Here is a 25,567-nt window from a genome sequence, read left to right on the forward strand (position 1 = left end):
AACCCACCCCTTGGCTGCCCAAAAGGGAGGGATCACCCGCTGCCCCCTCCCTTTGGCGAAGCCAAGGGGAGGGCGGGGGAGGGGTTGAGCTTGTGAGCCTTACTGCCCCCTCAAAGCCTCAGCAAACTCCGGATAGCCAAACACATCATTGTGGTCGGCATCAGCGATGGTTATTGCCTGCGCGACGCCGGGCCGGAATTCGCGCAGCAGCCGCAGCGAACTCGCATTCGGAATCACCTCATCCCTGCCGGCGATGATCAGCGTGGTGGGAGCGGTGATCTGCGCCGCGTGACGCCAGGAGTCGTAGTGGTCGCGTAGCAACAGGCGCACCGGGAAGGCCGGGAACATGCGTGCCGCAAGGCCGCCGATGCTGTCGTAAGGGGTGATCAGAATCAGTCGCTGAACCGGCCGCGCAGCCGCGAGTTGCACGGCGACGCCGGAGCCGAGGCTGCGGCCGATCACGACGACGTCCTGGGCTTGGCCGTTGCTGGTGCTGTCGTACAGCGCCAAGGCATCGCCAACAAGCGTGGCTTCGGTCGGTGAGCCGCTGCTGCCGCCATAGCCGCGGTAGTGCATGGCGTGGATGGCGGCCGCCGGGAAGGCCTGCTGCAGCATCGGCAGCGCCTGCGAGACATCTTCGGCATTGCCGCCGAAATACAGGATGAGCTGCGTGCTGTGCTGTTTGTTGCTGGAGACGATGATGTCGGCATCGCCGCGCGGCATGGTCCAGTGCGGTACATCGGCACTGCGCGGGGCCGGGTGGTAAAGCATGCTGCGGGCATTGAAGGCGAGCAGGGCGCAGGCGATCAGGTACATGCTGGCGAGCACGCTGATGGCGATCAACACGACTTTCAGGCTGGTGATCATGCTGCTTGGCCTCGCCGGGGATGGGGAGAAGGCAGATAACACAGTCCATCGGTGCATCGCGTCGCCACAATCCGGTGCCAGCGTGCAGGCGTCGGTTTGGATGTGGGAGCGGCGTGAGCCGCGAAGCCAGTACAGCATCAGATTGCGCGAGTGCCAAGGGCTTTGGCAGGGTCAGCTTCGCGGCTGACGCCGCTCCCACAATCAGACAGGACGGCTCAGCCTGCCGGCGTCAGCTGCCGCAGTTCCTTGCGTGCGGCATCGATCCAGGCGCGCTGTGCCTGCTGGTAGTAGCGCGGTGAGCTCTCGGCGCGGTCGAGGATGTTCTGCAGTTGCCTGGCAGCGTCGTCGTCGCGGCCGGCGCGCTTGAGCAGCAGTGCATAGCGCAGCCGTGCTTCCTCGCCCGGGTAGCCGCCGATCATCGCCTCGTACTCGTGCAGGGCGGCAGGGATGTCCGCGCTGTCCTCCACGGTGCGGGCATACAGCAGGTGGCCGTCATGCGAGCGGAAGTTGGGGTTGGCAGCGATCAAGGCTTCCAGCGTCTTGCGCGCCTGTGCCGGCTGCTGCAGGCCGTACTGGGCCTTGGCCAGGCCCAGCATCAGGTCCGGGTCCTCGCTGTGCAATCCGCGCAGCGCACCTTCGTACAGCGTCGCCGCTTCGGCATATTCGCCGCGGTCCAGGTGCTCCTGGGCCAGGTGCCTGCGGTTGTCGGCTGTGTCGGACACCCGCAGCCGCTGGTCGGCCTGGCGCTTGCCACGCTGCGGGTCGATCTGGTCGCGGACCTGACGCAGGCCACGGCGCGCGGTCGGGCTGTTGCGCAGGTCCGGCAGTACCTCGGCGATCAGGTAGATCAGCACTGCCAGGTAGGAGAAGAACAGCAGGATGAAGATCCAGTACAGCGGTCGCCCGGTGCGCACGACGTGCACGCAGCAGGCGACCTGCAGGATCAGCGAAAGCAGAATGATCGGACTCATCCGTGTGTCCCTGTGGCGGAAGCGGCTCAGGCCGCTTCGTAGGCACCGTAGCTGCGCAGGCGCGCGTAGCGGCGCGCCAGCAGTTCGTCGAGGGGCAGCTTCTCCAGCGCGTCCAGCTCATTGAGCAGCACGGCCTTCAGGCGCTTGCCCATCTGCGTGGGGTTGCGGTGGGCGCCGCCGATCGGCTCGCGGATCATCTTGTCGATCAGGCCCAGGCTCTTCAGGCGCGGGGCGGTCATGCCCAGCTGCTCGGCGGCGTCCTTGGCCTTGCCGGCGTCCTTCCACAGGATGGAGGCGCAGCCTTCCGGGCTGATGGTCGAGTAGACGCTGTATTCCAGCATCAGGGTGCGGTCGCCCACGCCCAGTGCCAGCGCGCCGCCGGAGCCGCCTTCGCCGATCACGGTGCAGATCACCGGCACCTTCAGCTCCGCCATTTCCATCAGGTTGCGGGCGATGGCTTCGGACTGGCCGCGCTCTTCAGCGTCGATGCCCGGCCAGGCGCCAGCGGTGTCGATCAGGGTCAGCACCGGCAGGCCAAAACGCTCGGCCATCTTCATCAGGCGCAAGGCCTTGCGGTAGCCCTCGGGCTTGGGCATGCCGAAGTTGCGGCGCACCTTTTCCTTGGTATCGCGGCCCTTCTGGTGGCCGATCAGCATCACCGAGCGGCCACCGATACGGGCCAGGCCACCAACGATGGCCTTGTCATCGGCAAAGGCGCGGTCGCCGGCCAGTTCCTGGAACTCATCGCAGAAGATGCGGATGTAGTCGAGCGGGTAGGGGCGCGACGGGTGGCGGGCCACCTGCAGCACCTGCCACGAGGACAGGTTGCGGAAGATCTGGGCAGTACGCAGGCGCAGCTTGTCTTCCAGCGCCTTGACCTCAGCATCGACATTGACCGCCGGCCCGGCGCTGGCATTGCGCAGGTCCTTGATCTTGGATTCCAGATCGGCGATGGGTTGCTCGAAATCGAGGTAGTTCGGATTCATCGGAAACCGTCAGCAATGAAAGGGGGGAAGTGTAGCCGAACGCGCCGTATCAACCCGTACGCGTCCGTCCGGACAATCAATTGGCCCAGGGCGGGCTGTACTTGACCTTGACCCGGCGCACGGCCGGGTCCTCGCGCAGGGCATCGAGCAGCTTGGGCGTGACCCGCACCGAGCCGCTGCTGCCGAGGTCGAGCATGCCGGCGATGCTGCCGGGCTTGCCGTTGAGCAGCAGGTCCAGGCGCAGGGGGGTACGGCCCGGGCGGGCGGTGGCGAGCAGGGCGTCGATGCGCTGCCAGATCGGGCCGCCACGGCCGTCCACGCGCATCGATACGCGCAAGGCGTGGTCGGCGCAGAGCTGCTCGTAGTCCCAGCACTGGCGGATGCGCAGGGCATAACCGCCGTTGAACTCGTCTTCGCGCAGGCCGCCCTTGACCACCAGGATGCGGTCCTTGGTCATCAGGTGGCCGAATTCGGCCAGGCCATCGGAGAACGCACTGCATTCGACCCGGCCCTTGCCGTCTTCCAGGGTCACGAAGACCTGGCTGTCGCCCTTGCGGCGGACGCCAATGACCATGCCGGCCAGGATCACCGGGGACTCCTGGCGCCAGGCGCGCTTCTCGCCGTCCTTGGAGGGGAAGGCCGGCGCAATCAGTTTGTCGAGGCCGCCGAGGTCGGTGCCGACCAGTTCCTTGACGTCATCGGCATACGGGTCGAACGGGTGGCCGCTGAGGAAAAAGCCCAGCGTCTCGCGCTCGCCATTGAGCAGCTGTGCCAGCGGCCATTCCTTGCTCTCGGGCAGGTCGAGCTGGCTGGCGGTGCTGACCGGGTCCGGTGCACCGAACAGCGAGTTCTGCCCGGAGGCCTTCTCGCGCGCCATCTGCTCGGTGGCCTTGATCACCTCCGGCAGCTGCAGCGCCAGGGTCGCACGGTTCTTGCCGATGCCGTCGAAGGCACCGCAGTTGATCATCGCTTCCAGCGTGCGGCGGTTGAGCTTGCCCGATTCCACGCGCGCGCAGAAATCCAGCAGCGAGGCGTACTCGCCGCCGCGTTCGCGTTGCTCGACTACCGCTTCGCAGGCACCTTGGCCGACGCCCTTGATCGCACCGAGGCCGTAACGGATGGTGTCGGCGTTGGCGGCCTCGAACATATAGGCCGAGTCGTTGACGCGCGGCGGCAGCACGGTCAGGCCAAGGTTCTTCACCTCGGCCAGGAAGCCGACCACCTTGTCGGTGTTGTCCATGTCCGAGGACAACGTCGCAGCCATGAACTCGGCCGGGTAGTGACGCTTGAGCCAGGCGGTCTGGTAGCTGACCAATGCATAGGCGGCGGCGTGCGACTTATTGAAGCCGTAGCCGGCGAACTTCTCCATCAAGTCGAAGATTTCGTCGGCCTTGGGGCCATCGACGCCGCCGGTGGCCGCGCCTTCGCGGAAGATCTCGCGGTGCTTGGCCATTTCCGCCGGCACCTTCTTGCCCATCGCACGACGCAACAGGTCGGCGCCGCCCAGCGAGTAATTGCCGACGATCTGCGCCATCTGCATCACCTGTTCCTGGTACACCATGATGCCGTAGGTGTCTTTCAGGATGACTTCGGTACGCGGATCGGGATAGATGATTTCTTCCTGGCCGTGCTTACGCGCGTTGAAGGAAGGAATCAGGTCCATCGGGCCCGGGCGGTACAGCGACACCAGTGCGATCAGGTCTTCGAAGCGATCGGGGCGCGCGTCCTTCAGCAGGCGGCGCATGCCCGAGGATTCGAACTGGAACACCGCGCCGGTATTGCCGTTGGCGAAGATGTCCTTGTAGGTCGGGGCGTCGTCGAGCGGGATATGGGCGATGTCGATCGGCGGAATGCCTGCACGCTCATGGCGCTTGTTGATCGCCTTCACCGCCCAATCAATGATGGTCAGCGTGCGCAGGCCGAGGAAGTCGAACTTCACCAGGCCGACTTCTTCAACGTCGTTCTTGTCGAACTGGGTGACCGGGTTCTTGCCGATGCCACCATCGTCATGTTCGGCGTACAGCGGGCAGAACTCGCTCAGCGGTTCCGGCCCGATCACCACACCACCGGCATGCTTGCCGGCGTTGCGGGTCAGGTCTTCCAGCTGCAGGGCCAGGTCGATCAGGTCGCGGACGTCGTCTTCGGACTCGTAGCGCTGGATCAGCTCGGCCGAGGCCATTTCCGAACTCGTGCCTTCTTTGCCCTTGCCCAGCGCATCCTTCAGGTGGATGCCGAGGATGTTGGGGATCAGCTTGGAAACGCCGTCGACCAGGCCGTAGGGGAAGCCGAGCACGCGGCCGGTATCACGCACCACCGCCTTGGCCGCCATGGTGCCGTAGGTGATGATCTGGCTGACGCGCTCGCGGCCATACTTGCGTGCAACGTAGTCGATCACCTCGTCGCGGCGGTCCATGCAGAAGTCGATGTCGAAGTCGGGCATCGACACGCGTTCCGGGTTGAGGAAGCGCTCGAACAGCAGGTTGTAGGGCAGCGGATCCAGATCGGTGATCTTCAGCGCCCAGGCCACCAGCGAACCGGCACCGGAACCACGGCCCGGACCGATCGGAATGCCCTGGTTCTTACCCCACTGGATGAAGTCGGCCACGATCAGGAAGTAGCCGGGGAAGCCCATCTTGATGATGGTGTTGAGCTCGAACTCCAGCCGCGCGTCATAGTCCTCGCGGGTCATGCCGGCAGCAATTGGATGCACCTGCAGGCGCTCTTCCAGGCCGTCGCGCGAGATCTTCTGGATCCAGCTGTCCAGGGTCTGGTCGTCGGGCACCGGATAGTTGGGCAGGAAGTAGGTGCCCAGCCGCATCTCGACGTTGCAGCGTTCGGCCAGCGCCAGGGTATTGTCGATCGCGTCGGGGATGTCGGCGAACAGCTCGCACATCTGTTCCGGCGTCTTCAGGTACTGCTCGGCGCTGTACTCGCGCGGACGCTTGGGATCATCCAGCACGCGGCCGGTGGAAATGCAGACGCGCGCCTCATGCGCGTAGAAGTCATCCGGCGACAGGAAGCGCACATCATTGGTCGCCACCACCGGCAGGCCGCGCTGGCCGGCAGCCTGCAGCGCGAACTGGTTGAAGGCTTCCTCGCCATCGCGGCCGGTGCGGGTCAGTTCCAGGTGCAGGCCGTCACCGAACACGCGCTGCCAGTCGGCGAGCTGCTGCTCGGCCAGATCGTGGCGGCCGTCATTGGCCAGGCGCCCGGCCAGGCTGTGACGGCCGGCCAGCGCGAACAGGTTCTTGCAGCCATCCTTCAACCATTGCGGATGCACGGCAACGCCACCTTCGTTGCGATGGCCTTCCATCCACGCACGGGTCAGCAGCCTTGACAGGCTCAGGTAGCCTTCACGGTCGCGGCACAGCAAGGTCATGCGCCAGGGGTCCTGGCCGTCCTCGGTGATCAACAGGTCGGCGCCGGCGATGGGCTTGATGCCCACGCCTTCGGCAGCCTTGTAGAACTTCACCAGCGCGAACATGTTGTTCAGGTCGGTGACCGCCAGCGCCGGTGCCTTCATCTCGACCGAGCGGCTCAGCAGGTTGGCCTGCTTGGCCTTCTTGGGGTCGGCCTGGTCGGGTTTGGCAGGTACGCGGATGGTGGAGTCCACCATCGAGAATTCGGTGTGGACGTGGAGATGGACGAAGCGGGAAGAAGTAGACATGCGGAGCCAGAAGTATGCCGGTGCAGGGTAGCGACGGGGGCGGGGTGGGGCAAGGCTTGACATGCCTGCGACCCGCGCCGGCCCGGGCCAACGGCCCGCAGGTGCACACTATCAGTACGGGCGAAGGCAGGGCGGGGTTGATCGCCAAGTCCCGCCCATCAGGGCTCCAGCATGAACTCGGTGGGTCTGGCTGGAGCCCTGTCGGTGCCGCCGTCAGTGGATACGGAAGTAGCTGAGCGGTTCAGGTGCGTAGCTGCTTTCACGTACCCGGCGCTGGTGCTCGTGCAGACGGGCTTCGATCTCACGCAGCTCCAGCCAGCTGCGGCGGTTGAAGGCGATGTCATGGTAGCCGCGGCCCTGGCGTTCGGCCTCCATCTGGCGCAGGCGCTGGTAGTCGAGGAAGTTGGCGACTTCGCCGGCCAGTTTCGGCCAGACGGTGTCGATGACGATGGCCTGATCCAGCTGGCCGACGCCCGGGACTGTGTCGGGGATCAGCTGGTGGCTGGCGTGCAGGTAAGCCATGACCAGATGCAGTTCGCAACTGACCTCGGCGGCGGGTTCCCAGTCGGTCTCCTGTAACAGCTGTTCCAGCAGGTCGGCGTGGCGCATCCGTTGTTCTATGCAGGGCGAGGCGCTTTCGTCCCCGGCTGCGTTGTTCAGGCTGCGGGCAGCGGTGGCCAGTTGGTCCGTCTGCAGTGGCGGTTGGGTCCGGCCAAGACGGGCCAGCAGGCCATTGAAATACTCCATCTCACGCGGGACCAACAGATAGTCGTTCACATGGCTGCGGCGATGCGGGGTGCCGCTCGGGTACTGGTCCAGAACCTGCGGCAGCGGTAGGCGGGGGTCGATGGCGTACATGGTGGTGCTCCTGCGGGTGGGGCGTCCGGGAGGGGGGAACGCAGCGCCAGCATCCGCTTGGGCGTAGCATTGGTCATGATGGCAGGCGGAGCCTTCAGACAGTCATTGCGCTGGTTTCTGAGGAATTCATGAGGGCTTGCCGATGGGTGCGGTCGAAGACCCTGCTGACACAGGTCAAGCGGTCGAACGCTACCGTTTCGACGGCATCGTGGTGGATGCGCTGGCGCATACGCTCAGCCGTGACGGGCAGTATCAATCGCTGGAGCCAAAAGCATTCGCGGTGCTGTTGATGCTGCTGCGGCATGCCGATGAATTGCTGGTGCGCGACCAACTACTGGATGCTGTCTGGGGCCACCGGCATGTGACGCCAGGTGTGCTGACACGTGCCATCGCGCAGTTACGTTCGGTGCTGGACGACCACTCGCATGAGCCGCGTTACATCCAGACCCAGCACGGTCTGGGCTATCGCTTCATTGGCAAGTTGTTGCCGCCAGAGGCCGCGGCTTCATCGGCCTCGGTCGTTGAAGCGATTTCCACGTCTACGGCGGCGGAGCAGGCTGTTGCAGTTGCTGAACCCGCTGAACACATCGCTGTGGATAGTGATCCGAATGCCGAGCCGTCGCAGCCGCCAGAACGGCGATTGTCGCGCTGGTGGCGGGAAGCGCCGAAGTTGTCGCTGCCAGCGTGGATGCGTTCACGCGCCTTCCTGATCGGCTGTGCGCTGTTGCTGCTGCTGTTGGGGGTTGGTTACTGGTGGTGGAGTCGCACGCCGGTGGTGGCCGGCGCTTCGATTGCGGTGATGCCATTCAGCAGCCTCAGCGACGCCGCCGCCGACCGCTATTTTGCCGATGGTCTGGCGGTGGAGATGCATGATGCCCTCACCAATGTACCGGGCTTGAAGGTGGCCGCACGACAACTCGCGGCTCCTGCCGAAGGCGCTACCGACGATGACGATGTGCGTCGGATCGGGCGCCGTCTGGGTGTGGCCACGCTGCTGGATGCCAGTGTGCGTCGCGAGGGCGGACGGGTGCGCATCAGTGCGCGGCTGTCCGATACCAATACTGGTTTTACCTTGTGGGCGGAAACCTATGATCGGGAGATCAATGATGTGTTTGCGCTGCAGGGCGAGATAGCCAGCAAGGTCGTGCACGCCTTGCTCGGCCATCTACCGGGAAAGACATCCGGGGTTGCGCAGCGCTTGAACCCGACCAACGACGTCAACGCTTACGATGCCTATCTGCGTGGCCTGTCGCTGCTGCAACGGCCAATCGGCGAGGCCGGCAACGAGCGCGCGATGGCGGCGTTTGCACAGGCGCTGGCGATTGATCCACGCTTCGCGCGGGCCCAGGCCGGCATCTGTCGCGCGCAGATAGCCCGGTTGGAGGGGGTGAGTGACGCTGGCGCGTTCGAGCGCGCACGTCAGGCATGTGCACGGGCGCAGGCGATGGACCCCGGCTTGCACGAAGTGAGCCTGGCGATGGCGGAGATTGCCCGCGTCAGCGGCCAGAACGCGCAGGCGCTGAAGCTGTACCAGCAGGTCATCGATGATCCGGCACTGCGCGCTGATGGTCTGGTCGGACAGGCACGCACTTACGCTGCGCTCGGCAAGGAAGAGCAGGCGCTGCAGTCGTTCCAGCAGGCCATCGCGGCGCGGCCTAGTGATGCGCAGATCTATCGCTTGCTTGGCTACCACCATTGGCTGCGCGGCGACGTGCCCAAGGCGATCGATGCTTTTGTCACCGCCACCGTGCTGCAGCCGGAAGACAGTCGCCTATGGGGCAGCCTGGGCGGTCTGTATCTTGCCCAGGGCGATACCGAACAGGCAGGGCATGCGTTCAATATGTCCTTGTTGATCGAGCCCAATGCCGGTGCCTTGACCAATCTGGGTACGATGAAATTCGATCACGGCGAATACGCGGTCGCCGCAGAACTGTTCCAACAGGCGACGGTGCTGGAACCGGAGGACTATCTGCATTGGGGCAATCTTGCCGATGCACTGGCTGCCGCGCCTGCAACCGCCGCACAGGCACAGGCGCCGTACCTGCGTGCGGCGCATCTGGCGCAGCAATACGTCGATGTGCGCCGCGATGATGCGTATGCCTTGGCCTTGCTGTCCTGGTACCGCGCCAACCTGGGCGAGCGTGCGCGCGCGCTGCAGGATCTGCAGGCGGCGCGTGCGTTGGGCACGCAGGCGGCAGAAGTCGCGTTGTGGTGTGCACAGACCTTGACCCTGCTCGGCGACAAGGCGGGCGCGCACAACTGCGTTGAAAGCGCGTTGAAGCAGGGCATACCGCAGCAGCGCATCGATGCCTTGCTGTCGCTGCAGCGTCATGCGCTGGTCGGCAGCGGCGTGCGTAAGGAGTGAACACGGTTTCTGTCCGTGGCGGCGGACCTCAACGAGGAGTGGTCGTCATGAACCTTAGCGTGTGGCTCTATCTTGTCGTCTCCATCGGAACGGTTGCAGGCATTGCTGCCTGCGCCACCCAACCACCGCTTCCGGGTGAAGTGTTGCAATGCACGGAGAACCTGCCGCCGCGTATCGTCAAACTGGTCTACGTCGATGTGGCGTCTGGTCCAGGTGGGCCGGTAATCACTCCGGATGTGTGCACGGTGCGTAGTGGTACGCAGGTGCTCTGGCGCACCGCAGAAGATGTATTGGACCCGTTCGCATTGGCGTTTGCCGAATCTCCCGGTGCTGCCGCGTATTACCGCAGTGCGGGTAGCATCGGGCAGAAGGACTTCAATTCGCAGCGCATGGGCAGGCGGCAGGAAGTGCTGATCGTTGCAAAAACCGTGAGCAGCGAGAGCAATATCAAGTACGACGTGCGCATCGGCTCAAGCCACCTCGACCCTGGAATCAAGATCGTGCCGCGCTGACGGGCGCGGCGCGTGGCTCAGGATGCGTCCAGGCTTGCACGCACCGGTGCAAAGCTGCGTCGGTGCTGCGGGCAGGGGCCATGTGTGCGCAGCGCGGCCATATGGAAGGGTGTGCCATAGCCCTTGTGCTGATCGAAGCCGTACTCGGGGTGCTGCTGGTGCAGCTCCAGCATGAAGCGGTCGCGGCTGACCTTGGCCAGGATCGAGGCGGCCATGATGCTGCGGTCGATGGCGTCACCACCAACCAGTGCTTCGGCCGGGCAGGGCAGGCCCTTGGGAATCTTGTTGCCATCGATGCGGGCGAACTGGGCGACATGTGCCACGCCTTCCACCGCCAGGCGCATGCCCTGCATGGTGGCCTGGAAGATATTGAGGCTGTCGATCTCGGCGACGTCGACCATCACGATCTTGTAAGCCAACGCACGTTCGATGATGCGGTCGTAGAGCTGGTCGCGGCGGAGTGCAGTCAATGCCTTGGAGTCATCCAGGCCATTGATGCGTGGGCGTTCGGGATCGAACACGACGGCTGCTACCGCGACCGGGCCGGCCAGCGGGCCGCGCCCGGCCTCATCGACGCCAGCAACCAGGCGCGGGGCCTGCCGTTCGAGCAAAGCAGCGTCGTCAAACAAGGACAGCGAGACATCCGCCGCCTTGGGAGTACGCCTTGTGGTCACGGCTGGCCTTGCTTGCGCGGCGCCTGCAACAGGCCCGCGACAGCCTCTGCTGCTCGTGCCGAGGCGTCCTGGCGCAGCTGCTGGTGCAGCTGTTGGTAGTCGTCCTGCAGGCCGCTGACGCAATCGGGATGCTCAAACCAGTTGCGCACGGCGGTAGCCAGATTCTCCGGGGTGCATTCATGCTGGATCAGCTCCGGTGCCAGGTCCTTGCCGGCCAATACATTGGGCAGGGCAAAACGATCGACCTTGATCAGGCCCAGCGCCTTGACGATGCGGTAGGTGAGTTCGGCCACGCGATAGCCCACCACCATCGGCCGTTTGACCAGCATGGTTTCCAGGGTGGCGGTGCCGGAGGCCAGCATCACCACGTCGGCGGCGGTCATCGCTTCACGTGCCTTGCCATCGAGCAGGTGCAGGCGCGCGCTGGGAAGCGCTGCGCTGCGGATCTGCTCGGTGATCATCGTCTTGCACCTGGCATTGGCCGCGGGCACGACGATATGCAGGCCGCGATCTTGTTCGCATAGCCGCCAGGCGGCGGCGAAGAATGGCGGGCCGAGTCGGCTCACTTCGCCCAGGCGGCTGCCGGGCAGTACCGCAAGCAGCGTTGCCTGCCCGGGAATGCCCAGTGCTTGCCGCGCTGCCGTGCGATCGCTGTGCAATGGGATCTCATCGGCCATCGGATGGCCGACGAAGCGTGCGTCAATGCCGTGGCGGGCATAGATCGGCGGTTCCATCGGGAACAGGCACAGCACCAGATCGGCGCTGGCGCCGATTTTCTCGGCGCGCTTCTCGCGCCAGGCCCAGACCGAGGGGCTGACGTAGTGCACGGTGCGCAGGCCGCGTTGCTTGAGCCACTTTTCCACGCCCAGATTGAAATCCGGTGCGTCGATGCCGATGAATACATCCGGCTGCCAGTCGAGCACGCGCTGGCGGAATTCCTTGCGCAGCTTCAGCAGGCGCGGCAGATGGCGCAGGATTTCAGCCAGCCCCATCAGCGCCAGCTCGCTGGCATCAAACCAGGTTTCGCAGCCGGCATTGCGCATTGCATCGCCGCCGATGCCGGCAAATTCGGCATCGGGGTAGCGCGCACGCAGGGCATTGATCAGGCCGGCGCCAAGCAGGTCGCCCGACGCCTCGCCGGCAACCAGCGCGATCCGCGGCTTGCGGCCAAGCGCCAATCCGGAGTCCTGGGTTACAGCGCTCATCGCTGCAGCGGGCGCTCGCCGTGCTCGATGAAGTCCAGCATCTGCTTGACGTCATCGCTGTTCTGCGCCTGCTCGGCCAGCGCCAGCTTGGCTTCAGCCAACGGCACACCGGCGACGTAGATGGTGCGGTAAGCGCGCTTGATCGCGCTGATGCGCTCGGCGTCGAAACCGCGCCGCTTCAGGCCTTCGCTGTTGATGCCGCGCGGACGGCCGTGGCCGTCGATGCCGACCATGGTGAACGGCGGGATATCGCCGGTGACCAAGGCACCCATGCCAAGGAAGGCATGGTCGCCGATGCGGCAGAACTGGTGGGCACCGGCGAAGCCGCTGATGATCACCCAGTTGCCAACCGATACGTGGCCGGCCAGCGTGGTGTTGTTGGAGAACACGCAATGGTCGGCGACGTGGCAGTCATGGGCGACATGCACGTAGGCCAGCATCCAATTGTCGTTGCCGATGGTGGTCACGCCACCGCCGCCGGCAGTGCCGCGGCTGAGGGTGACGAATTCGCGGAATACATTGCGGTCGCCGATCACCAGCTCGGTGCGTTCACCGGCGAACTTCTTGTCCTGCGGTTCGCCGCCGACCGCGACGTGGCCGATGAAGCGATTGTCGCGACCGATGCGGGTCGGTCCGTGGATGCTGCAATGCGGCCCCACTTCGGTGCCATCGCCGATCTCGACGTCGGCGCCGATCAGGGTGAACGCACCCACGCGCACGCCTTGGCCGAGTTTGGCCGAGGGATCGATGACCGCGGTCGGGTGAATCAAGGGTGCGTTATCGCTCATCGTTTGCTCCAGGCAGATTATTCGCGGGTGCCGGCGCAGAGCACTTCGGCGTGTGCGACGATTTCACCATCCACCTTGGCTTCGCCGTAGTAGACCGCCATGTTGCGGATCATTCGCTTGACCTGCACATGCAGTTCCAGCACGTCACCCGGTACCACCTGCTTCATGAAACGCACGTTGTCGACCTTGACCAGGTAGAACAGCTTGGACTGCGCGTCGCGGCCAAGGCTGAGCTGGGTCAGCACGCCACCGGCCTGGGCCAGGGCTTCGATGATCAGCACGCCCGGCATGATCGGCTGGCCCGGGAAGTGGCCCTGGAAATAGGGCTCGTTGATGGTGACATTCTTGTGCGCGATGATGCGCTTGGCGTCCACATCCAGGTCGACAACCTTGTCGACCAGCAGGAACGGGTAGCGGTGCGGGATCAACGTCTGGATCGTGGTGACGTCGATGGGCATCTGCAGTGGTGCGTTCATTCTTTCTCCTTGCTCACAGCCAGGATGCGCCGTGCCAGCGAATCGAGCTGCTTGAAGCGCGCAGCGTTCTTGCGCCACGTGCGGTTGTCGGTCAAAGGGGTGCCAGACGAGTACTCGCCCGGTTCGGTAATCGAGTTGCGCACCACCGACTTGCCGGTGATGACGACGTGGTCGCAGATTTCCAGGTGGCCAACGACGCCGACGGCGCCGCCGAGCAGGCAGTAGCGGCCGATCTTGGCGCTGCCGGCAATGCCGGTGGAGCCGGCGATGGCGCTGTGAGCGCCGATCTGTACGTTGTGGGCGATCTGCACCAGGTTGTCCACGCGCACGTCTTCGTCCAGCGTGGTGTCTTCCAGTGCACCACGGTCGATGCAGGTGTTGGCGCCGATCTCGCAATCGTCGCCGATGCGCACGCCACCCAGTTGCGGGACCTTGATCCAGTGGCCGTTGTCCATTGCCAGGCCGAAGCCCTCGGCACCGAGCACGGCGCCCGGATGGATGCGCACGCGCTTGCCCAGCTTGACCCGCGCAACCAGGGTGACGCGGGCCAGCAGTTCGGTGCCGGCCTCGACCACGCAGTCGTCGCCGATGATGCTGCCGACGCCGATGATGCAGCTTTCGCCGATCACGCTGCGCGCGCCGATGCAGACGTGCGGACCGATATGGGCGCTGGCGGCCACCGTCGCGCTGGGGTCGATGACCGCGCTGGGGTGGATGCCAGGTTCGCGCACCGGCACGGTCTCGAACAGCGCACCGATCTTGGCGAAGGTGGTGTACGGGTCCTTGGCGACCAGGGCGGTGCCCGGTGCGGCCTCGGCGTCGTCGGCGCGCAGCAGCACGATCGACGCCTTGCTGTCGGCGAGCTGTGCCCGGTAACGCGGATTGGCCAGGAAGGTCAGCTGCCCGGGCCCGGCATGGGCCAGCGTGGCAACGCCGTGGATGGCGACCGAAGGGTCACCGTGCACCTGCAGGCCGAAACGGTCGGCAAGTTCCTGAGCGGTATAGGTAGGAGTATTCACGCAGCAAGTTTACCGTGTGCGCCGATGGCGGTCATGCGAACAGACGTTATCACCCTTGCAGGGCAAGGGAGCGGGGGGGGGGGCGGGTTGGCCGGAAGTGGGGGCCAATGGGGCAGCATGGCTTTGATGGAATGTCCCGCTGCGCCGAGCGAAGCCACGTGTCCCATAAAAGCAAACCCCGGGACGGTGTTGCTTCCCGGGGCAGTTTGAGACGGTAGTTCTGGTGGAAAGCCCCCTTTGGTAAAGGGGGCGCGCCGACAGGCGCGGGGAATCGGTAGACCAGAGCGCGCCCGAAGATTGCGCCATGGCGCAGTCTTCGGTACCCGGGGCGCAGCCTCGGGTCAGCGGGTCAGTTCTATTTAGAACTGACCACCAAAGGTGAACTGCAGGCGCTCGATCTCATCACCGTCTTCCTTCTTCAACGGGATGGCGTAGCTGATCGAGATCGGGCCGACCGGTGCGCGCCACAGCAGGGCCAGACCGGCCGATGCACGAAGCTCATTGGCCTTGAAGTTGCTGGTGCCGTTGTAGACGTTGCCGAAGTCGATGAACGCAGAGACGCGCGCCGACGGGCTGTCGAACAACTTCGGGAAATAGGCTTCGATCGAGCCGACGGTCTTCACCGAGCCACCCAGCGGCTGGCCGTTGTAGTAGCCGCCGATGATTTCCGAGCGCGGACCCAGGGTGTTGTCTTCGAAGCCGCGCACCGAGTTGGTGCCGCCGGCGTAGAAGTTCTCGAAGAACGGCAGGCCGCTCGCCTTGACCTGGCGGTGGTTGGCGGTGGGATTGGTGGCGCAGTCAACGACCTGGGTGGTGGCTGCGGTGCCTGGTACCGCAGGAGTAGTGCCGGTGGCCGGCGTGCCAGGCGTGGCCGGGATATCGTTCCAGCAGATATCGCGGACCTTGTCCTTGCCGTAGGAGTCGCCGTAGCCCAGTTCCAGACGGGTGTTGATCACCAGTGACGGGATGATCGGCCAGTACTTGGAGAACTGGTAGCTGAGCTTGTAGTACTCCACGGTCGAACCCGGCAACGTGGCTTCCAGGCCGAGGCGCTGGTAGGTGCCGCGGGTCGGCATGAAGTAGTCGTTGCGGGTGTCGCGTGCCCAGCCCAGCTCCGAACGCCAGGAATGGAAGGTGCGCGTACCGACCGCATCGATGTAATCGATGATCGCCTTCGGGGTGTAGCCCTGATAGGTGGTGATCTGGTTGCTGTCGATGCCGAACATCAGCGAGAACGCATCGTTCTCGGTGATCGGAATACCGAACACCACCTGCGCCGAACCATTGGTGCTGTTGTACTGCGCGGTGTTGAAGTCGGAGTAGTCGAGCTCACGCCAGGACAGGTTGTAGCCCAGCGAGACGCCGTCATCGGTGAAGTAGGGGTTGGTGTAGCTGAAGCCATAACGCTGCAGGTAGCTGCTGCGCGAAGCCTCGACCGACACGCGGTTACCGCCACCGAGGAAGTTGTTCTGTGACAGCTGTACCGAGGTGGTCATGCCGTAGGACTGCGAATAGCCCAGGCCGAACACGAAGCTGCCCGAAGTGGTTTCCTTGACGTTGTAGACCACGTCGACCTGGTCATTGCTGCCGGTGACCGGCTGCGTCTCGACATCGACCGACTCGAAGTAGCCCAGGCGCTGCAGGCGGATCTTGGAGCGGTCGATCGCGGCCTGCGAATACCAGCTGTTCTCGAACTGGCGCATTTCGCGACGCAGGACTTCGTCGCTGGTACGCGCGTTGCCCTTGAACACGATGCGACGCACGGCCACGCGCGGGCCCGGCACCACCTGCATGTTCACCGCCACGGTACGGTCGGCGCGGTTGCTGGTCGGGATCGGGTTGACCTTGGCGAAGGCATAGCCAACGTTGGACAAGCTGTTGGTGATGCCGTCGGCGCTGAACTCCAGCAGGGCGCGCGAGAACGTATCGCCGCTCTTCTGGATGACCATCTTCTCGACGTCTTCCTGCGGCAGGATGGTGTCGCCGGTGACCTTGATCTCGGAAATCTTGTACTGCTCACCCTCGGTCACGCCGGCGGTGATGAACATGTCGCGCTTGTCCGGGCTGATCGAGACCTGGGTGGAGTCGATGCTGAAGTCGACATAGCCACGGTCCAGGTACCAGGAATTGAGCTTTTCCAGATCGCCGGACAGCTTTTCCTTGGAGTACTGGTCATCGCGGCGGTACCACGAGGCCCAGTTGTGCTCCTTGGACTCCCAGATGTCCATGATGTCTTCGGCCGGGAACTTCTCGGTACCGATCAGGTTGACGTGGCGGATCTTGGCCGCCTTGCCTTCCTTGACGGCAATGGCAACGTCGACGCGGTTGCGGTCCAGCGGGCTCACCGTCGGGGTGATTTCCACGTTGTATTTGCCGCGGTCGTTGTACTGCCGGCGCAGTTCCTGGGTCACGCGGTCCAGGCTCAGGCGGTCAAAGGTGCCGCCTTCGCTCAGGCCGATGTCCGACAGGCCCTTGAGCAGCTGCTCGCTCTTGATGTCCTTGTTGCCGGTGACGGTCAACTTGTTGATCGCCGGGCGCTCCTTGACGGTGACGACCAGGATGTCGCCCTGACGGTCCAGCTGCACGTCTTCGAAGAAGCCGGTCTTGTACAGGGCGCGGATGGTGTCGCCGGTCTTGGCATCGTCAACCACGTCACCGCGTTCCACCGGCAGGTAGGTGAACACGGTGCCGGAGGAAATGCGCTGCAGGCCGTCCACGCGGATGTCGCTGGCGGTAAAGGGCTCGGCTGCCTGTGCGAGCACAGGCAGGGCCAGACCAGCGGCAAGTGCGAGGGCCAGCAAGCGGCGATTGGGAAGTCGCGTCATATCACGTCCGGTTGGAGTCGATTTCGATAATGCGTGGGTGCCGGCGTAAGACGACGACAACGGGAAAAAGTTCATCGCGGGACCAGGCTGAGGATGTCGTTGTAGAACGCCAGTCCCATCAACCCCGCCAACAGCGCCAGACCGATGTATTGGCCGGCAGCCATGGCGCGCTCGCTAAGCGGGCTGCCCTTGACCAACTCGATAAGGTAATACAGCAGGTGCCCGCCGTCCAAGATGGGGATGGGCAGCAGATTGATGATGCACAGGCTCAGCGACAGCAAAGCCAGGAAATACAGGAACCAATCCACCCCGCGTTCAGCCGAGGCATTGGCGACGCGGGCGATGGTGATCGGGCCGGAAATGTTCTTTACCGAGGCGTGGCCAGTGAGCATGCGCCGCATCATACCCAGCGAATCTGTCGCCAATTTGCCGGTTTCGCGCACGGCAGCCGGCAGCGCGGCAAACACGCCGTACTGCTGGCGGGCGTCGTAGGCGGGGGCCTGGTTGGTGGCAAAGCCAACCCCGATAAGCCAGCGTGGCTTGCCGTCCGGGCCTTGGCCGGCCTGCGGGGTCAGCTCCAGCGCCAGTCGCTCGCCATTGCGCTCGACCTCGACCATGCCCGGGCCGCCGCGCTGGCCGAGTTGCTGGATCAGCGGGGTGACCTGGTCGGCGCTGTCCACGCGCTGGCCGTCCACGGCCAGGATCAGGTCGCCGGTCTGCAGCAAACCGGCGGCGGCCGAATCGACGGAAACCGAGTCAACCCGCGCTGGTTGCAGCCAGAACTGCCAGATGAAGCCGGCCTGCGTCGGCACCTGTCGTTCATCAAACCCAGCGGGCAGCTGCGACAGTGGCAGCACCCGGGTGCGTTCGTTGTCGAGGCTGTCGCGGACGCGTACGTGCGCATCCTGACGGTCCATGGCAGCGGTGGTGAAGGCCATGCTGGCCTCGGCCCAGGTGTCGACGCTGCGGTCCTCGACAGCAAGGATGCGGTCGCCGGCGACAAAGCCGGCCTGTGCGGCCATGCCGGTGGTGCGGCCGATGGTGGCCGAATAGTCCTGGCGGCCGATCACGAACATCGCCCATAGCAGGGCGATGCACAGGATCAGGTTGGCAGCAGGGCCGGCGGCGACAATGGCGATGCGCTGCCAGACGGTCTTGTTGTTGAAGGCGACGGCGCGTTCACCGGCCGGGACCTCGACCTCGCGCTCGTCCAGCATCTTCACATAGCCACCCAGCGGGATGGCGGCGATGGCGAATTCGGTGCCGTTGCGGTTGCGGCGGCTCCACAGCGGCTTGCCGAAGCCTACCGAGAAGCGCAGGACCTTTACCCCGCAGCGGCGGGCCACCCAGTAATGGCCGAATTCATGAAACGTCACCAGCACGCCGAGGCTGACGATCATCCACCACACAGACCCCAGGAAATCAGCCATGGGCACAGCTCGGTTGTAGGGTGGGATCAGACATTCGGCAGGCGGGCAATGGCGGATTCGGTGATATGGCGGGCCTGAGTATCAGCTGCCAACAGGGCGTCCAGTGTATCGGCCGCCACGTAGGGCAGGGTAGATAGCGTGTGTTCCACCAGTGCCGGGATCGACAGGAAGCCTATGCGCCCCTGAAGAAACGCTGAAACGGCGACTTCGTTGGCGGCATTCAGGATTGCCGGGGCGCTGCCACCGGTCTCCATCGCCTGCCAGGCCAGGCGCAGGCAGGGGAAGGCATCCATGTCTGGCGCCTCGAAATCCAGCCGGCCCTGGGTCAGCAGGTCCAGCCCGCCGACGCCCGACTCGATCCGCTGCGGCCAGCCCAGGCCGACGGCCAGGGTGGTGCGCATGTCCGGCAAGCCAAGCTGGGCAAGGGTTGAGCCGTCGATGAATTCGACCAGCGAGTGCACCAGGCTCTGCGGGTGCACCAGCACGTCGATGCGTGAACCGGGCACGTTGAACAGGTGGTGGGCCTCGATGACTTCCAGGCCTTTGTTCATCAACGTCGCCGAATCGACCGAGATCTTCGGGCCCATCGACCACTTCGGGTGGGCAACGGCCTGTGCCACGGTCACCTTTTCCAGCTCGGCGCGGTTGCGCCCCCGGAACGGGCCGCCGGACGCGGTCAGAATGATGCGGCGGACGCCGGCTTCCAGTCGCGCGTCGCGCGAGCGCAGGCATTGGAAGATGGCGTTGTGCTCGCTGTCGATCGGAATGATCTCGGCGCCGGCGTTGGCGGCCTCGCGGGTCAGCAGCTCGCCGGCCAGTACCAGTGATTCCTTGTTGGCCAGCAGCAGGCGCTTGCCGGCGCGGGCGGCGGCGAGCGTGGAGGACAGGCCGGCGGCACCAACAATGGCGGCCACAACGGTGTCGCAGCAGTCGCTGGCGGCCAGTGCGTCGATGGCTTGATGGCCGGCATGTGCTTCGGTCGTCAGTCCGGCGTCCTTCAGGCCGTCACGCAGGCGCGCGAACAGCACCGGGTCGGCAATCGCGGCGTGATCCGGACGGTGCTGACGGCACAACGTTATCAGCGCATCCACATTGCTGCCCGCTACCAGCACGCTGGCGCGCATCTGCTGCGGGTGGCGGGCCATCACATCCAGCGCCGAGGTGCCGATGGAGCCGGTGGCGCCAAGGATGGCGACCTGACGTATTGAAGAGGTGGACATGCTTAGAAACCGAAGATTTCCTTGCCCAGCGCGAATACCGGCAGCGCGGCGAGCACGCCGTCGATGCGGTCCAGCACGCCGCCATGGCCGGGAATGATGTGGCCCGAGTCCTTGGCACCGGCGTGGCGCTTGAGCAGGCTTTCAAACAGGTCGCCCAGCACCGAAGCCAGCACTGCCACCGCGGTGACCAGCATCAGCCAGCCGAACTGCGGGGCCTGCACGCCGGCAAGCCAGCCGAATACGCCAGCGGTAACCAGACCGGCGACCAGTCCGCCAAGCAGTCCTTCAATGGTCTTGTTGGGGCTGATGCGCGGGGCCAGCTTGTGCTTGCCAAAGGTGCGGCCGGCGAAATACGCGCCGGAATCGGCTGCCCAGACCAGGGTCAATGCGGTCAACAGCCACAGGTGACCATTGCTGCCAGCATGGATCAGGACCAGTGAGGCCCAGGCCGGGATGATCGCCAGGCTGCTGGCGGCGAGCTTGAGCATGCGTGCGCTGCTTTCGTCATGCGCGCCAAAATCGAAGAAACGCAGCCACAGCAAGGCCAGCAGCCAGAAGCCGACGCCGACCAGCGCTGCCAGTTGGAACAGCACCATGCTGCCGTCCGAGGCCCAGACCAGCAGCACCATCAGCAGCAGGTTCAGCGCCACCAGCACGGTGCGTGGCAGGCCAACCACGCCGGTGAGCTTGAGCCATTCCCACAGGCCGATCAGGAACACCAGGGCGGCTGCGGCGGCCAGCCATTGGCTGGGCAGGAACAGGATTGCGCAGATCGCCACCGGGGCCATGATCAGCGCTGCAATCACGCGGGTCTTTGTCATGAATGTGCGCTCGCTGCCGCAGCGGCGGCAATCTGGGCGCTGGTCAGACCAAAGCGGCGCTCACGCCTTGCATAGTCATCCAGTGCCAGTTGAAGGACGGCCGCATCGACATCCGGCCACAGCACGTCAGTGAACCATAGTTCGCTGTAGGCCAGCTGCCACAACAGGAAGTTGCTGATGCGGGTGTCGCCACCGGTGCGGATGAACAGGTCCGGCGGCGCCATGTCGGCCAATGCCACGTGCTGGCCGAGGGCCTGCTCGTCGATCTGCTCGGGGCGCAGGGTACCGGCGGCGACCTGTTCGGCCAGGATGCGCGCAGCCTGCGCGATGTCCTGGCGACCACCATAGCTGGCGGCGATGCTCAGGGTCATCGCGGTATTGCCGATCGTGCGTTGCTCGGCCTTGTCCATGCGCTGGACGATGCTGCCGGCGAAGCGGCTGCGGTCGCCGATGAAGCGCACGCGCACGCCGCGACGGTGGAGTTCATCCACCTCGCGGTCCAGTGCGCCGAGGAACAGCTTCATCAGCGAGTCGACTTCTTCCTGCGGGCGGCCCCAGTTTTCACTGGAAAACGCAAACAGGGTGAGTGCGCCAATGCCGCGCTCGAGGCAGAAGTCGATGCTGCGGTTGACCGCGCGCGCGCCGGCGCGGTGGCCGATCATGCGCGGCCGCCGGCGTTGCTGCGCCCAACGGCCATTGCCATCCATGATGATGGCAATGTGCCCCGGCAATGCCGGGGCCGCGGTGTCGTCGTGCGGGACGGAGGACACGCCTCAGACCGCCATCAGTTCCTGTTCTTTGAGCTTGACCACTTCGTCGACGTCCTTGATCGCCTTGTCGGTCAGCTTCTGGATGTCGTCCTGGCTGCGACGGTCGTCATCCTCGGTGATCGCCTTGTCCTTGAGCAGCTTGGCCACTTCCTGGTTGGCGTCACGGCGGATGTTGCGGATGGCGATCTTGGTTTCTTCGCCTTCCTTGCTCACCGACTTGGCCAGTTCCTTGCGGCGCTCTTCGGTGAGCGGCGGCAGGTTCAGGCGGATCACCGTGCCCATGGTGGTGGGAGTGATGCCGATGTCGGAGGCATAGATGGCCTTTTCCACGTCCTTGATCATGTTCTTGTCGAACAGGGTGATCACCAGCGAACGTCCTTCGGACACGCTGATGCTGGCCACCTGATTCAAGGGGGTGTCGGTGCCGTAAGCCTTGACCTTGATGCCGTCCAGCAGGGTCGGCGAAGCGCGACCGGTGCGGATGGTGGTGAGGGTATGGCGCAGAGCTTCGATGCTCTTGGTCATGCGCGCCTGCGCATCTTGCTTGATATCGTTGATCATCGGCCGAATCCTGGATGTTTCTAGAACCGGCCGATTATAGGCGATTACCCCTGCCCACCGCGCCGGCGGCGTGGGTTAGTGTGCGTCGCGGCCATGCACCAGGGTGCCGATGGGCTCGCCGTGCAGGATTTTCAGCAGTTCGCCGGGCTGGCTCATGTCGAAAACGCGCAGCGGCAGGTCGCTGTCACGGGCCAGCGCAAAGGCAGCCGTGTCCATGACTTCCAGGCCCTGGTTGATGACCTGGTCGTAGCTCAGGCTGTCATAGCGGACCGCATCGGCATGCTTGTTCGGGTCCTTGTCATAGACGCCGTCGACCTTGGTGGCCTTGAGCAGCAGGTCGGCGCCGATCTCGATGGCACGCAGTGCGGCGCCCGAATCGGTGGTGAAGAAGGGGTTGCCGGTGCCGGCGGCGAAGATCACCAGGCGGCCCTTTTCCAGGTGGCGGATGGCGCGGCGGCGGATGTAGTCCTCGCACACGTCGTTGATCTTGATCGCGCTCATCACGCGGGCCTTGCCACCGGCCTTTTCGAGCGCGTCCTGCATGGCGAGGGCGTTGATGACGGTCGCCAGCATGCCCATGTGGTCGCCGGTGACGCGGTCCATGCCGCCTGCAGCCAGGCCGGCACCGCGGAAGATGTTGCCGCCGCCAACCACCAGTGCGATTTCCACGCCGGCGTTCTGGGCCTCGATGACTTCGTGGGCGAGGCGGTTGATGACCTTGGGGTCGATGCCGTAGTCCTCGTCCCCCATCAGCGCCTCCCCGGAAAGTTTCAACAGGATGCGGCGGTAGGCGAGCTTGGACATGGTGACCTCAGATGGCTGGAAAACGCGGGGGATTCTAACGGATGCCGCAGTTTCAGGTGACATCTATTGTTGCAATGCAGCGACAAAGCCCGGGTCAATCGGAATCTGGTTCAGCAGGCGGTGGGGTGGGGATCCGGTGCGCGGGCGATGACCCGGTTGCGGCCAAGATTCTTGGAGCGGTACAGCACGTCATCGGCGGCCTTGAGCAGGTCGCGCATGTCGGTGAAACGCTCGTAAGCCCCATGGGTGGCCACACCGGCCGAGAAGGTCACATGCAGTGGCATGTCGGCCACAGTGACGATCGGGGTCTGGGTGATGGCGCCAAGCACGCGGCGTATCACTTCCAGCGCGGTCTGCTCGTTGGTGCCGGGGAACAGCACGACGAACTCCTCGCCGCCGAAGCGGGCAACGGTATCGCTACCGCGCAGCTGGCCCTGCAGCTGGCTGGCGAACGCCTGCAAGACCTGGTCGCCGACCAGGTGGCCGTGCTGGTCGTTGATCTTCTTGAAGTCGTCCAGGTCGATGAAGGCTACCGACAGTGGTCGATCGGCGCGACCGGCGCGGTCGAATTCCTGTGCCAGCACCACTTCCAGCTGGCGCCGGTTCAACAGGCCGGTGAGTGCGTCAAGATGCGCCTGTTCGGTCAGGCGGCGTGCCTGCTGCTCGAAATCATCGGCGCGTCGCTTGGCGGCGCCAGCGTCCTGCAGCTCGCGCAGGTTGCGCAGGGCCATCAGTTCGGCGGCGTGATCGAGCAGGTAGGTGATGCGCGCGGGTGACGGTACCGGCACGTCGAACAATGCGCTGATCTCCGGCAGCATCTGGCTGACCTGTTGCAGCACCAGTTCGAACTGGCTGCTGTCCATTTCCAGCTGTGCATGCACCAGGCGCAGGGCGGTGTCGCGGGCCTGGTCGGTGTCCTTGCTCAGCCAGATCTCCGCAATGCTGCCTGATAGGGCAACGCAGCGGCCGAACAGGTCGGTTGGTTCGGCAGGCGCTTCGCTGTGCCTGATGGCGTCGACCAGGTAGGGCGGAAGGCCCCATTGCTCGCACAGCTCGGCACCGACGTCGGCGTGGCTGCACTCGAATATGGTGCGTTCGTGGGCGAGCAGTTCCTCATTGCTGCTGGCACCGGCAAGCAGGCTGGGGTAGTTGTCGCCGCGCAGCTGCAACAGGGCGAGGATGCCGATGTCCTGCAGCAGGCCGGCCAGCATCAGTTCTTCGACGCGGCGCACGTTGCGGGCCAGTCCGAGGTAACGGGCGGCCAGGGCGCTGAGGATGCTGCGCCGCCAGACCGCCTGCAGCAGCTGGGCGTGATCTTCGTCCTCGCGCAGTGCGCGTGACAGGCTGAAACCCAGCGCCAGCTGCAAGGTGGCGTTGAGGCCCAGCATGGTCAATGCCTGGCCCAGGTTTTCAATGCGGCGGCGACTGGCGTACAGCGGCGAATTGGCGATGCGCATCATGCGTGCGCTCAAGCCCATATCCAGTGCTATCACGTCGGCGGCGCTGGCGATGTCGGTCTCCGGATCCTGCGCAAGCTCGATCAAACGGACAGCGATGGCCGGTGGCGAGGGCAGGTTGCGGCAGAGGGACAGGGCTGCGGTGAGCTCGGGGGACATGTCAAAGAAGCAGTCGGCAGTACTGCAAGCATACAGGATGCCTTAAGCAAAGACGGGGATTGCAACCCAGTGCCGGGAGTGTGCCGTTGCGGGCGGCTTGCGGCAAAGAAAAAGCCGCGGAAAACCGCGGCTTTTTCAGGGGCTGCAGACGGCGGGTGCTTAGACCTGCATCGCCTTGGCAACTTCGGCGGCGTAGTCTTCCACCACCTTCTCGATGCCTTCGCCGACAGCCAGGCGCTGGAAGCCGACGACGTCGCCGCCAGCGGCCTTGACGGCCTGCTCGACGGTCTTGTCGCTGTCCAGCACATAGCTCTGGCCGTACAGGGTTACTTCGCTGATGATCTTGTTGATCTTGCCGCTGATGATCTTCTCCAGGATGTCAGCCGGCTTGGCCTTGTCCTTGTCGGTCATCTTGGCCAGCTCGATTTCCTTTTCCTTTGCAACGAAGTCGGCCGGAACGTCGGCTGCCTTGTTGTGCGGCGGGTTCATCGCGGCCACGTGCATTGCCAGGCCCGAAGCCAGCTCGGCGTTGCCGCCGGCCAGCTCGACCAGCACGCCGATCTTGCCGTTGCTGTGCACGTAGGTGCCAACGGTGTTGTCGCCGCTGATCTTGACCAGGCGACGGATCTGGATGTTTTCACCCAGCTTCTGGATCGCGATGGCGCGGGTCTCTTCGACGGTTTCGCCGCTGGCCAGCTTGACCGACTTCAGGGCTTCAACGTCGGCGACGCCGGATGCCAGGGCGGCAGCGGCAACGGCATCGACGAATGCCTTGAAGTTGACGTCGTTGGCAACGAAGTCGGTTTCCGAGTTCACTTCGACCAGGACGGCGTTGCCGCCGTTGCTGGCGACGCCCACGCGGCCTTCAGCGGTGACGCGGTCGGCCTTCTTGTCGGCCTTGGCAGCGCCGGACTTGCGCAGGGCTTCCGCCGCTGCGTCGATGTCGCCGTTGGTCTCGGACAGAGCCTTCTTGCACTCCATCATGCCGGCGCCGGTGCGCTCGCGCAGTTCCTTGACCAGGGAAGCAGTGATTTCCATGGAATTACCTCATCAATAGAAAGGGGTAGGCCGGCCATGATGGCCGGCCGTTGTTACGCAGCCCTGTCAGCGATCGGCGCCTCGGGCGCCAGCA

The 25,567-nt window shown here is 64.7% G+C and carries 21 protein-coding genes; 2 read left to right on the forward strand and 19 right to left on the reverse strand.

Annotated elements, in window-relative coordinates; translation table 11 throughout:
- Positions 1 to 99 precede the first annotated feature (99 nt).
- From AC1VWL_RS07570 to AC1VWL_RS07590, 5 genes are all read right to left on the reverse strand, one after another.
- Complete coding sequence (locus AC1VWL_RS07570) at positions 100 to 867, reverse strand: alpha/beta hydrolase (RefSeq protein WP_482986287.1); 768 nt, start codon at positions 865 to 867, stop codon at positions 100 to 102.
- A 215-nt stretch (positions 868 to 1,082) separates the two neighbouring features.
- Positions 1,083 to 1,838, reverse strand: a complete 756-nt coding sequence (locus AC1VWL_RS07575) for a tetratricopeptide repeat protein (RefSeq protein WP_482986288.1) — start codon at positions 1,836 to 1,838, stop codon at positions 1,083 to 1,085.
- Positions 1,839 to 1,864: 26 nt separating this feature from the next.
- The gene (locus AC1VWL_RS07580) at positions 1,865 to 2,824 is read right to left on the reverse strand and encodes an acetyl-CoA carboxylase carboxyltransferase subunit alpha (RefSeq protein ID WP_482986289.1); all 960 of its coding nucleotides are present in this window, start codon (positions 2,822 to 2,824) and stop codon (positions 1,865 to 1,867) included.
- Between the two features lie 76 nt (positions 2,825 to 2,900).
- Positions 2,901 to 6,491, reverse strand: a complete 3,591-nt coding sequence (gene dnaE / locus AC1VWL_RS07585; protein WP_481533963.1) for a DNA polymerase III subunit alpha — start codon at positions 6,489 to 6,491, stop codon at positions 2,901 to 2,903.
- A gap of 213 nt (positions 6,492 to 6,704) precedes the next feature.
- Positions 6,705 to 7,349 carry a hypothetical protein gene (locus AC1VWL_RS07590; RefSeq protein WP_482986290.1) on the reverse strand — a complete coding sequence of 215 codons (645 nt, stop codon included), beginning with the start codon at positions 7,347 to 7,349 and terminating at the stop codon, positions 6,705 to 6,707.
- 142 nt (positions 7,350 to 7,491) lie between these two features.
- On the opposite strand from AC1VWL_RS07590, the gene AC1VWL_RS07595 reads away from it, so the two are divergent.
- Together AC1VWL_RS07595 and AC1VWL_RS07600 are read left to right on the forward strand one after the other, a co-directional pair.
- Positions 7,492 to 9,714, forward strand: coding sequence for a winged helix-turn-helix domain-containing tetratricopeptide repeat protein (locus tag AC1VWL_RS07595; RefSeq protein ID WP_482986291.1), 2,223 nt, complete (start codon positions 7,492 to 7,494; stop codon positions 9,712 to 9,714).
- A 47-nt stretch (positions 9,715 to 9,761) separates the two neighbouring features.
- Positions 9,762 to 10,226, forward strand: coding sequence for a hypothetical protein (locus tag AC1VWL_RS07600; RefSeq protein ID WP_482986292.1), 465 nt, complete (start codon positions 9,762 to 9,764; stop codon positions 10,224 to 10,226).
- A 17-nt stretch (positions 10,227 to 10,243) separates the two neighbouring features.
- On the opposite strand, the gene AC1VWL_RS07605 is transcribed toward AC1VWL_RS07600, so the two are convergent.
- From AC1VWL_RS07605 to tsf, 14 genes are all read right to left on the reverse strand, one after another.
- Positions 10,244 to 10,861 carry a ribonuclease HII gene (locus AC1VWL_RS07605; RefSeq protein ID WP_482986321.1) on the reverse strand — a complete coding sequence of 206 codons (618 nt, stop codon included), beginning with the start codon at positions 10,859 to 10,861 and terminating at the stop codon, positions 10,244 to 10,246.
- Between the two features lie 35 nt (positions 10,862 to 10,896).
- On the reverse strand, positions 10,897 to 12,105 hold the full coding sequence (lpxB, locus tag AC1VWL_RS07610; RefSeq protein ID WP_482986293.1) for a lipid-A-disaccharide synthase: 1,209 nt from the start codon (positions 12,103 to 12,105) through the stop codon (positions 10,897 to 10,899).
- Positions 12,102 to 12,893, reverse strand: a complete 792-nt coding sequence (lpxA, locus tag AC1VWL_RS07615; RefSeq protein ID WP_482986294.1) for an acyl-ACP--UDP-N-acetylglucosamine O-acyltransferase — start codon at positions 12,891 to 12,893, stop codon at positions 12,102 to 12,104. The genes lpxB and lpxA overlap by 4 nt, the downstream gene beginning before the upstream one ends.
- 17 nt (positions 12,894 to 12,910) lie before the next feature.
- On the reverse strand, positions 12,911 to 13,369 hold the full coding sequence (fabZ, locus tag AC1VWL_RS07620; RefSeq protein ID WP_481533957.1) for a 3-hydroxyacyl-ACP dehydratase FabZ: 459 nt from the start codon (positions 13,367 to 13,369) through the stop codon (positions 12,911 to 12,913).
- The gene (lpxD, locus tag AC1VWL_RS07625) at positions 13,366 to 14,388 is read right to left on the reverse strand and encodes a UDP-3-O-(3-hydroxymyristoyl)glucosamine N-acyltransferase (protein ID WP_296253442.1); all 1,023 of its coding nucleotides are present in this window, start codon (positions 14,386 to 14,388) and stop codon (positions 13,366 to 13,368) included. The genes fabZ and lpxD overlap by 4 nt, the downstream gene beginning before the upstream one ends.
- A gap of 359 nt (positions 14,389 to 14,747) precedes the next feature.
- Positions 14,748 to 17,213 carry an outer membrane protein assembly factor BamA gene (gene bamA, locus AC1VWL_RS07630; RefSeq protein ID WP_481533955.1) on the reverse strand — a complete coding sequence of 822 codons (2,466 nt, stop codon included), beginning with the start codon at positions 17,211 to 17,213 and terminating at the stop codon, positions 14,748 to 14,750.
- Between the two features lie 71 nt (positions 17,214 to 17,284).
- Entirely contained in the window at positions 17,285 to 18,643 is a 1,359-nt protein-coding gene (gene rseP / locus AC1VWL_RS07635; RefSeq protein ID WP_482986295.1) for an RIP metalloprotease RseP, read from the reverse strand.
- Positions 18,644 to 18,669: 26 nt separating this feature from the next.
- Positions 18,670 to 19,863: a 1-deoxy-D-xylulose-5-phosphate reductoisomerase gene (locus AC1VWL_RS07640; protein WP_482986296.1), complete on the reverse strand. Its 1,194-nt coding sequence runs from the start codon at positions 19,861 to 19,863 to the stop codon at positions 18,670 to 18,672.
- Positions 19,864 to 19,865: 2 nt separating this feature from the next.
- Positions 19,866 to 20,684: a phosphatidate cytidylyltransferase gene (locus tag AC1VWL_RS07645; RefSeq protein WP_481533952.1), complete on the reverse strand. Its 819-nt coding sequence runs from the start codon at positions 20,682 to 20,684 to the stop codon at positions 19,866 to 19,868.
- Positions 20,681 to 21,454, reverse strand: coding sequence for a polyprenyl diphosphate synthase (gene uppS, locus AC1VWL_RS07650; RefSeq protein WP_482986297.1), 774 nt, complete (start codon positions 21,452 to 21,454; stop codon positions 20,681 to 20,683). The genes AC1VWL_RS07645 and uppS overlap by 4 nt, the downstream gene beginning before the upstream one ends.
- 3 nt (positions 21,455 to 21,457) lie before the next feature.
- Positions 21,458 to 22,015: a ribosome recycling factor gene (gene frr, locus AC1VWL_RS07655; protein WP_282267388.1), complete on the reverse strand. Its 558-nt coding sequence runs from the start codon at positions 22,013 to 22,015 to the stop codon at positions 21,458 to 21,460.
- A 75-nt stretch (positions 22,016 to 22,090) separates the two neighbouring features.
- Positions 22,091 to 22,819: a UMP kinase gene (pyrH, locus tag AC1VWL_RS07660; RefSeq protein ID WP_313169345.1), complete on the reverse strand. Its 729-nt coding sequence runs from the start codon at positions 22,817 to 22,819 to the stop codon at positions 22,091 to 22,093.
- Between the two features lie 110 nt (positions 22,820 to 22,929).
- Entirely contained in the window at positions 22,930 to 24,435 is a 1,506-nt protein-coding gene (locus AC1VWL_RS07665) for an HDOD domain-containing protein (protein WP_481533950.1), read from the reverse strand.
- A 159-nt stretch (positions 24,436 to 24,594) separates the two neighbouring features.
- Positions 24,595 to 25,473, reverse strand: coding sequence for a translation elongation factor Ts (tsf, locus tag AC1VWL_RS07670; protein ID WP_481507896.1), 879 nt, complete (start codon positions 25,471 to 25,473; stop codon positions 24,595 to 24,597).
- Positions 25,474 to 25,567: the final 94 nt, after the last annotated feature.

Source organism: Stenotrophomonas sp. STEN063, assembly GCF_056854515.1.

Bases quoted from the DNA above. Each gene is read 5' to 3' on its own strand.
- bamA (WP_481533955.1), bottom strand. From the start codon at position 17,213: ATGACGCGACTTCCCAATCGCCGCTTGCTGGCCCTCGCACTTGCCGCT.
- AC1VWL_RS07570 (WP_482986287.1), bottom strand. From the start codon at position 867: ATGATCACCAGCCTGAAAGTCGTGTTGATCGCCATCAGCGTGCTCGCC.
- AC1VWL_RS07575 (WP_482986288.1), bottom strand. From the start codon at position 1,838: ATGAGTCCGATCATTCTGCTTTCGCTGATCCTGCAGGTCGCCTGCTGC.
- tsf (WP_481507896.1), bottom strand. From the start codon at position 25,473: ATGGAAATCACTGCTTCCCTGGTCAAGGAACTGCGCGAGCGCACCGGC.
- AC1VWL_RS07590 (WP_482986290.1), bottom strand. From the start codon at position 7,349: ATGTACGCCATCGACCCCCGCCTACCGCTGCCGCAGGTTCTGGACCAG.
- lpxB (WP_482986293.1), bottom strand. From the start codon at position 12,105: ATGAGCGCTGTAACCCAGGACTCCGGATTGGCGCTTGGCCGCAAGCCG.
- pyrH (WP_313169345.1), bottom strand. From the start codon at position 22,819: ATGTCCAAGCTCGCCTACCGCCGCATCCTGTTGAAACTTTCCGGGGAG.
- dnaE (WP_481533963.1), bottom strand. From the start codon at position 6,491: ATGTCTACTTCTTCCCGCTTCGTCCATCTCCACGTCCACACCGAATTC.
- fabZ (WP_481533957.1), bottom strand. From the start codon at position 13,369: ATGAACGCACCACTGCAGATGCCCATCGACGTCACCACGATCCAGACG.
- frr (WP_282267388.1), bottom strand. From the start codon at position 22,015: ATGATCAACGATATCAAGCAAGATGCGCAGGCGCGCATGACCAAGAGC.
- AC1VWL_RS07645 (WP_481533952.1), bottom strand. From the start codon at position 20,684: ATGACAAAGACCCGCGTGATTGCAGCGCTGATCATGGCCCCGGTGGCG.
- rseP (WP_482986295.1), bottom strand. From the start codon at position 18,643: ATGGCTGATTTCCTGGGGTCTGTGTGGTGGATGATCGTCAGCCTCGGC.
- lpxA (WP_482986294.1), bottom strand. From the start codon at position 12,893: ATGAGCGATAACGCACCCTTGATTCACCCGACCGCGGTCATCGATCCC.
- AC1VWL_RS07595 (WP_482986291.1), top strand. From the start codon at position 7,492: ATGGGTGCGGTCGAAGACCCTGCTGACACAGGTCAAGCGGTCGAACGC.
- AC1VWL_RS07665 (WP_481533950.1), bottom strand. From the start codon at position 24,435: ATGTCCCCCGAGCTCACCGCAGCCCTGTCCCTCTGCCGCAACCTGCCC.
- AC1VWL_RS07580 (WP_482986289.1), bottom strand. From the start codon at position 2,824: ATGAATCCGAACTACCTCGATTTCGAGCAACCCATCGCCGATCTGGAA.
- AC1VWL_RS07640 (WP_482986296.1), bottom strand. From the start codon at position 19,863: ATGTCCACCTCTTCAATACGTCAGGTCGCCATCCTTGGCGCCACCGGC.
- AC1VWL_RS07600 (WP_482986292.1), top strand. From the start codon at position 9,762: ATGAACCTTAGCGTGTGGCTCTATCTTGTCGTCTCCATCGGAACGGTT.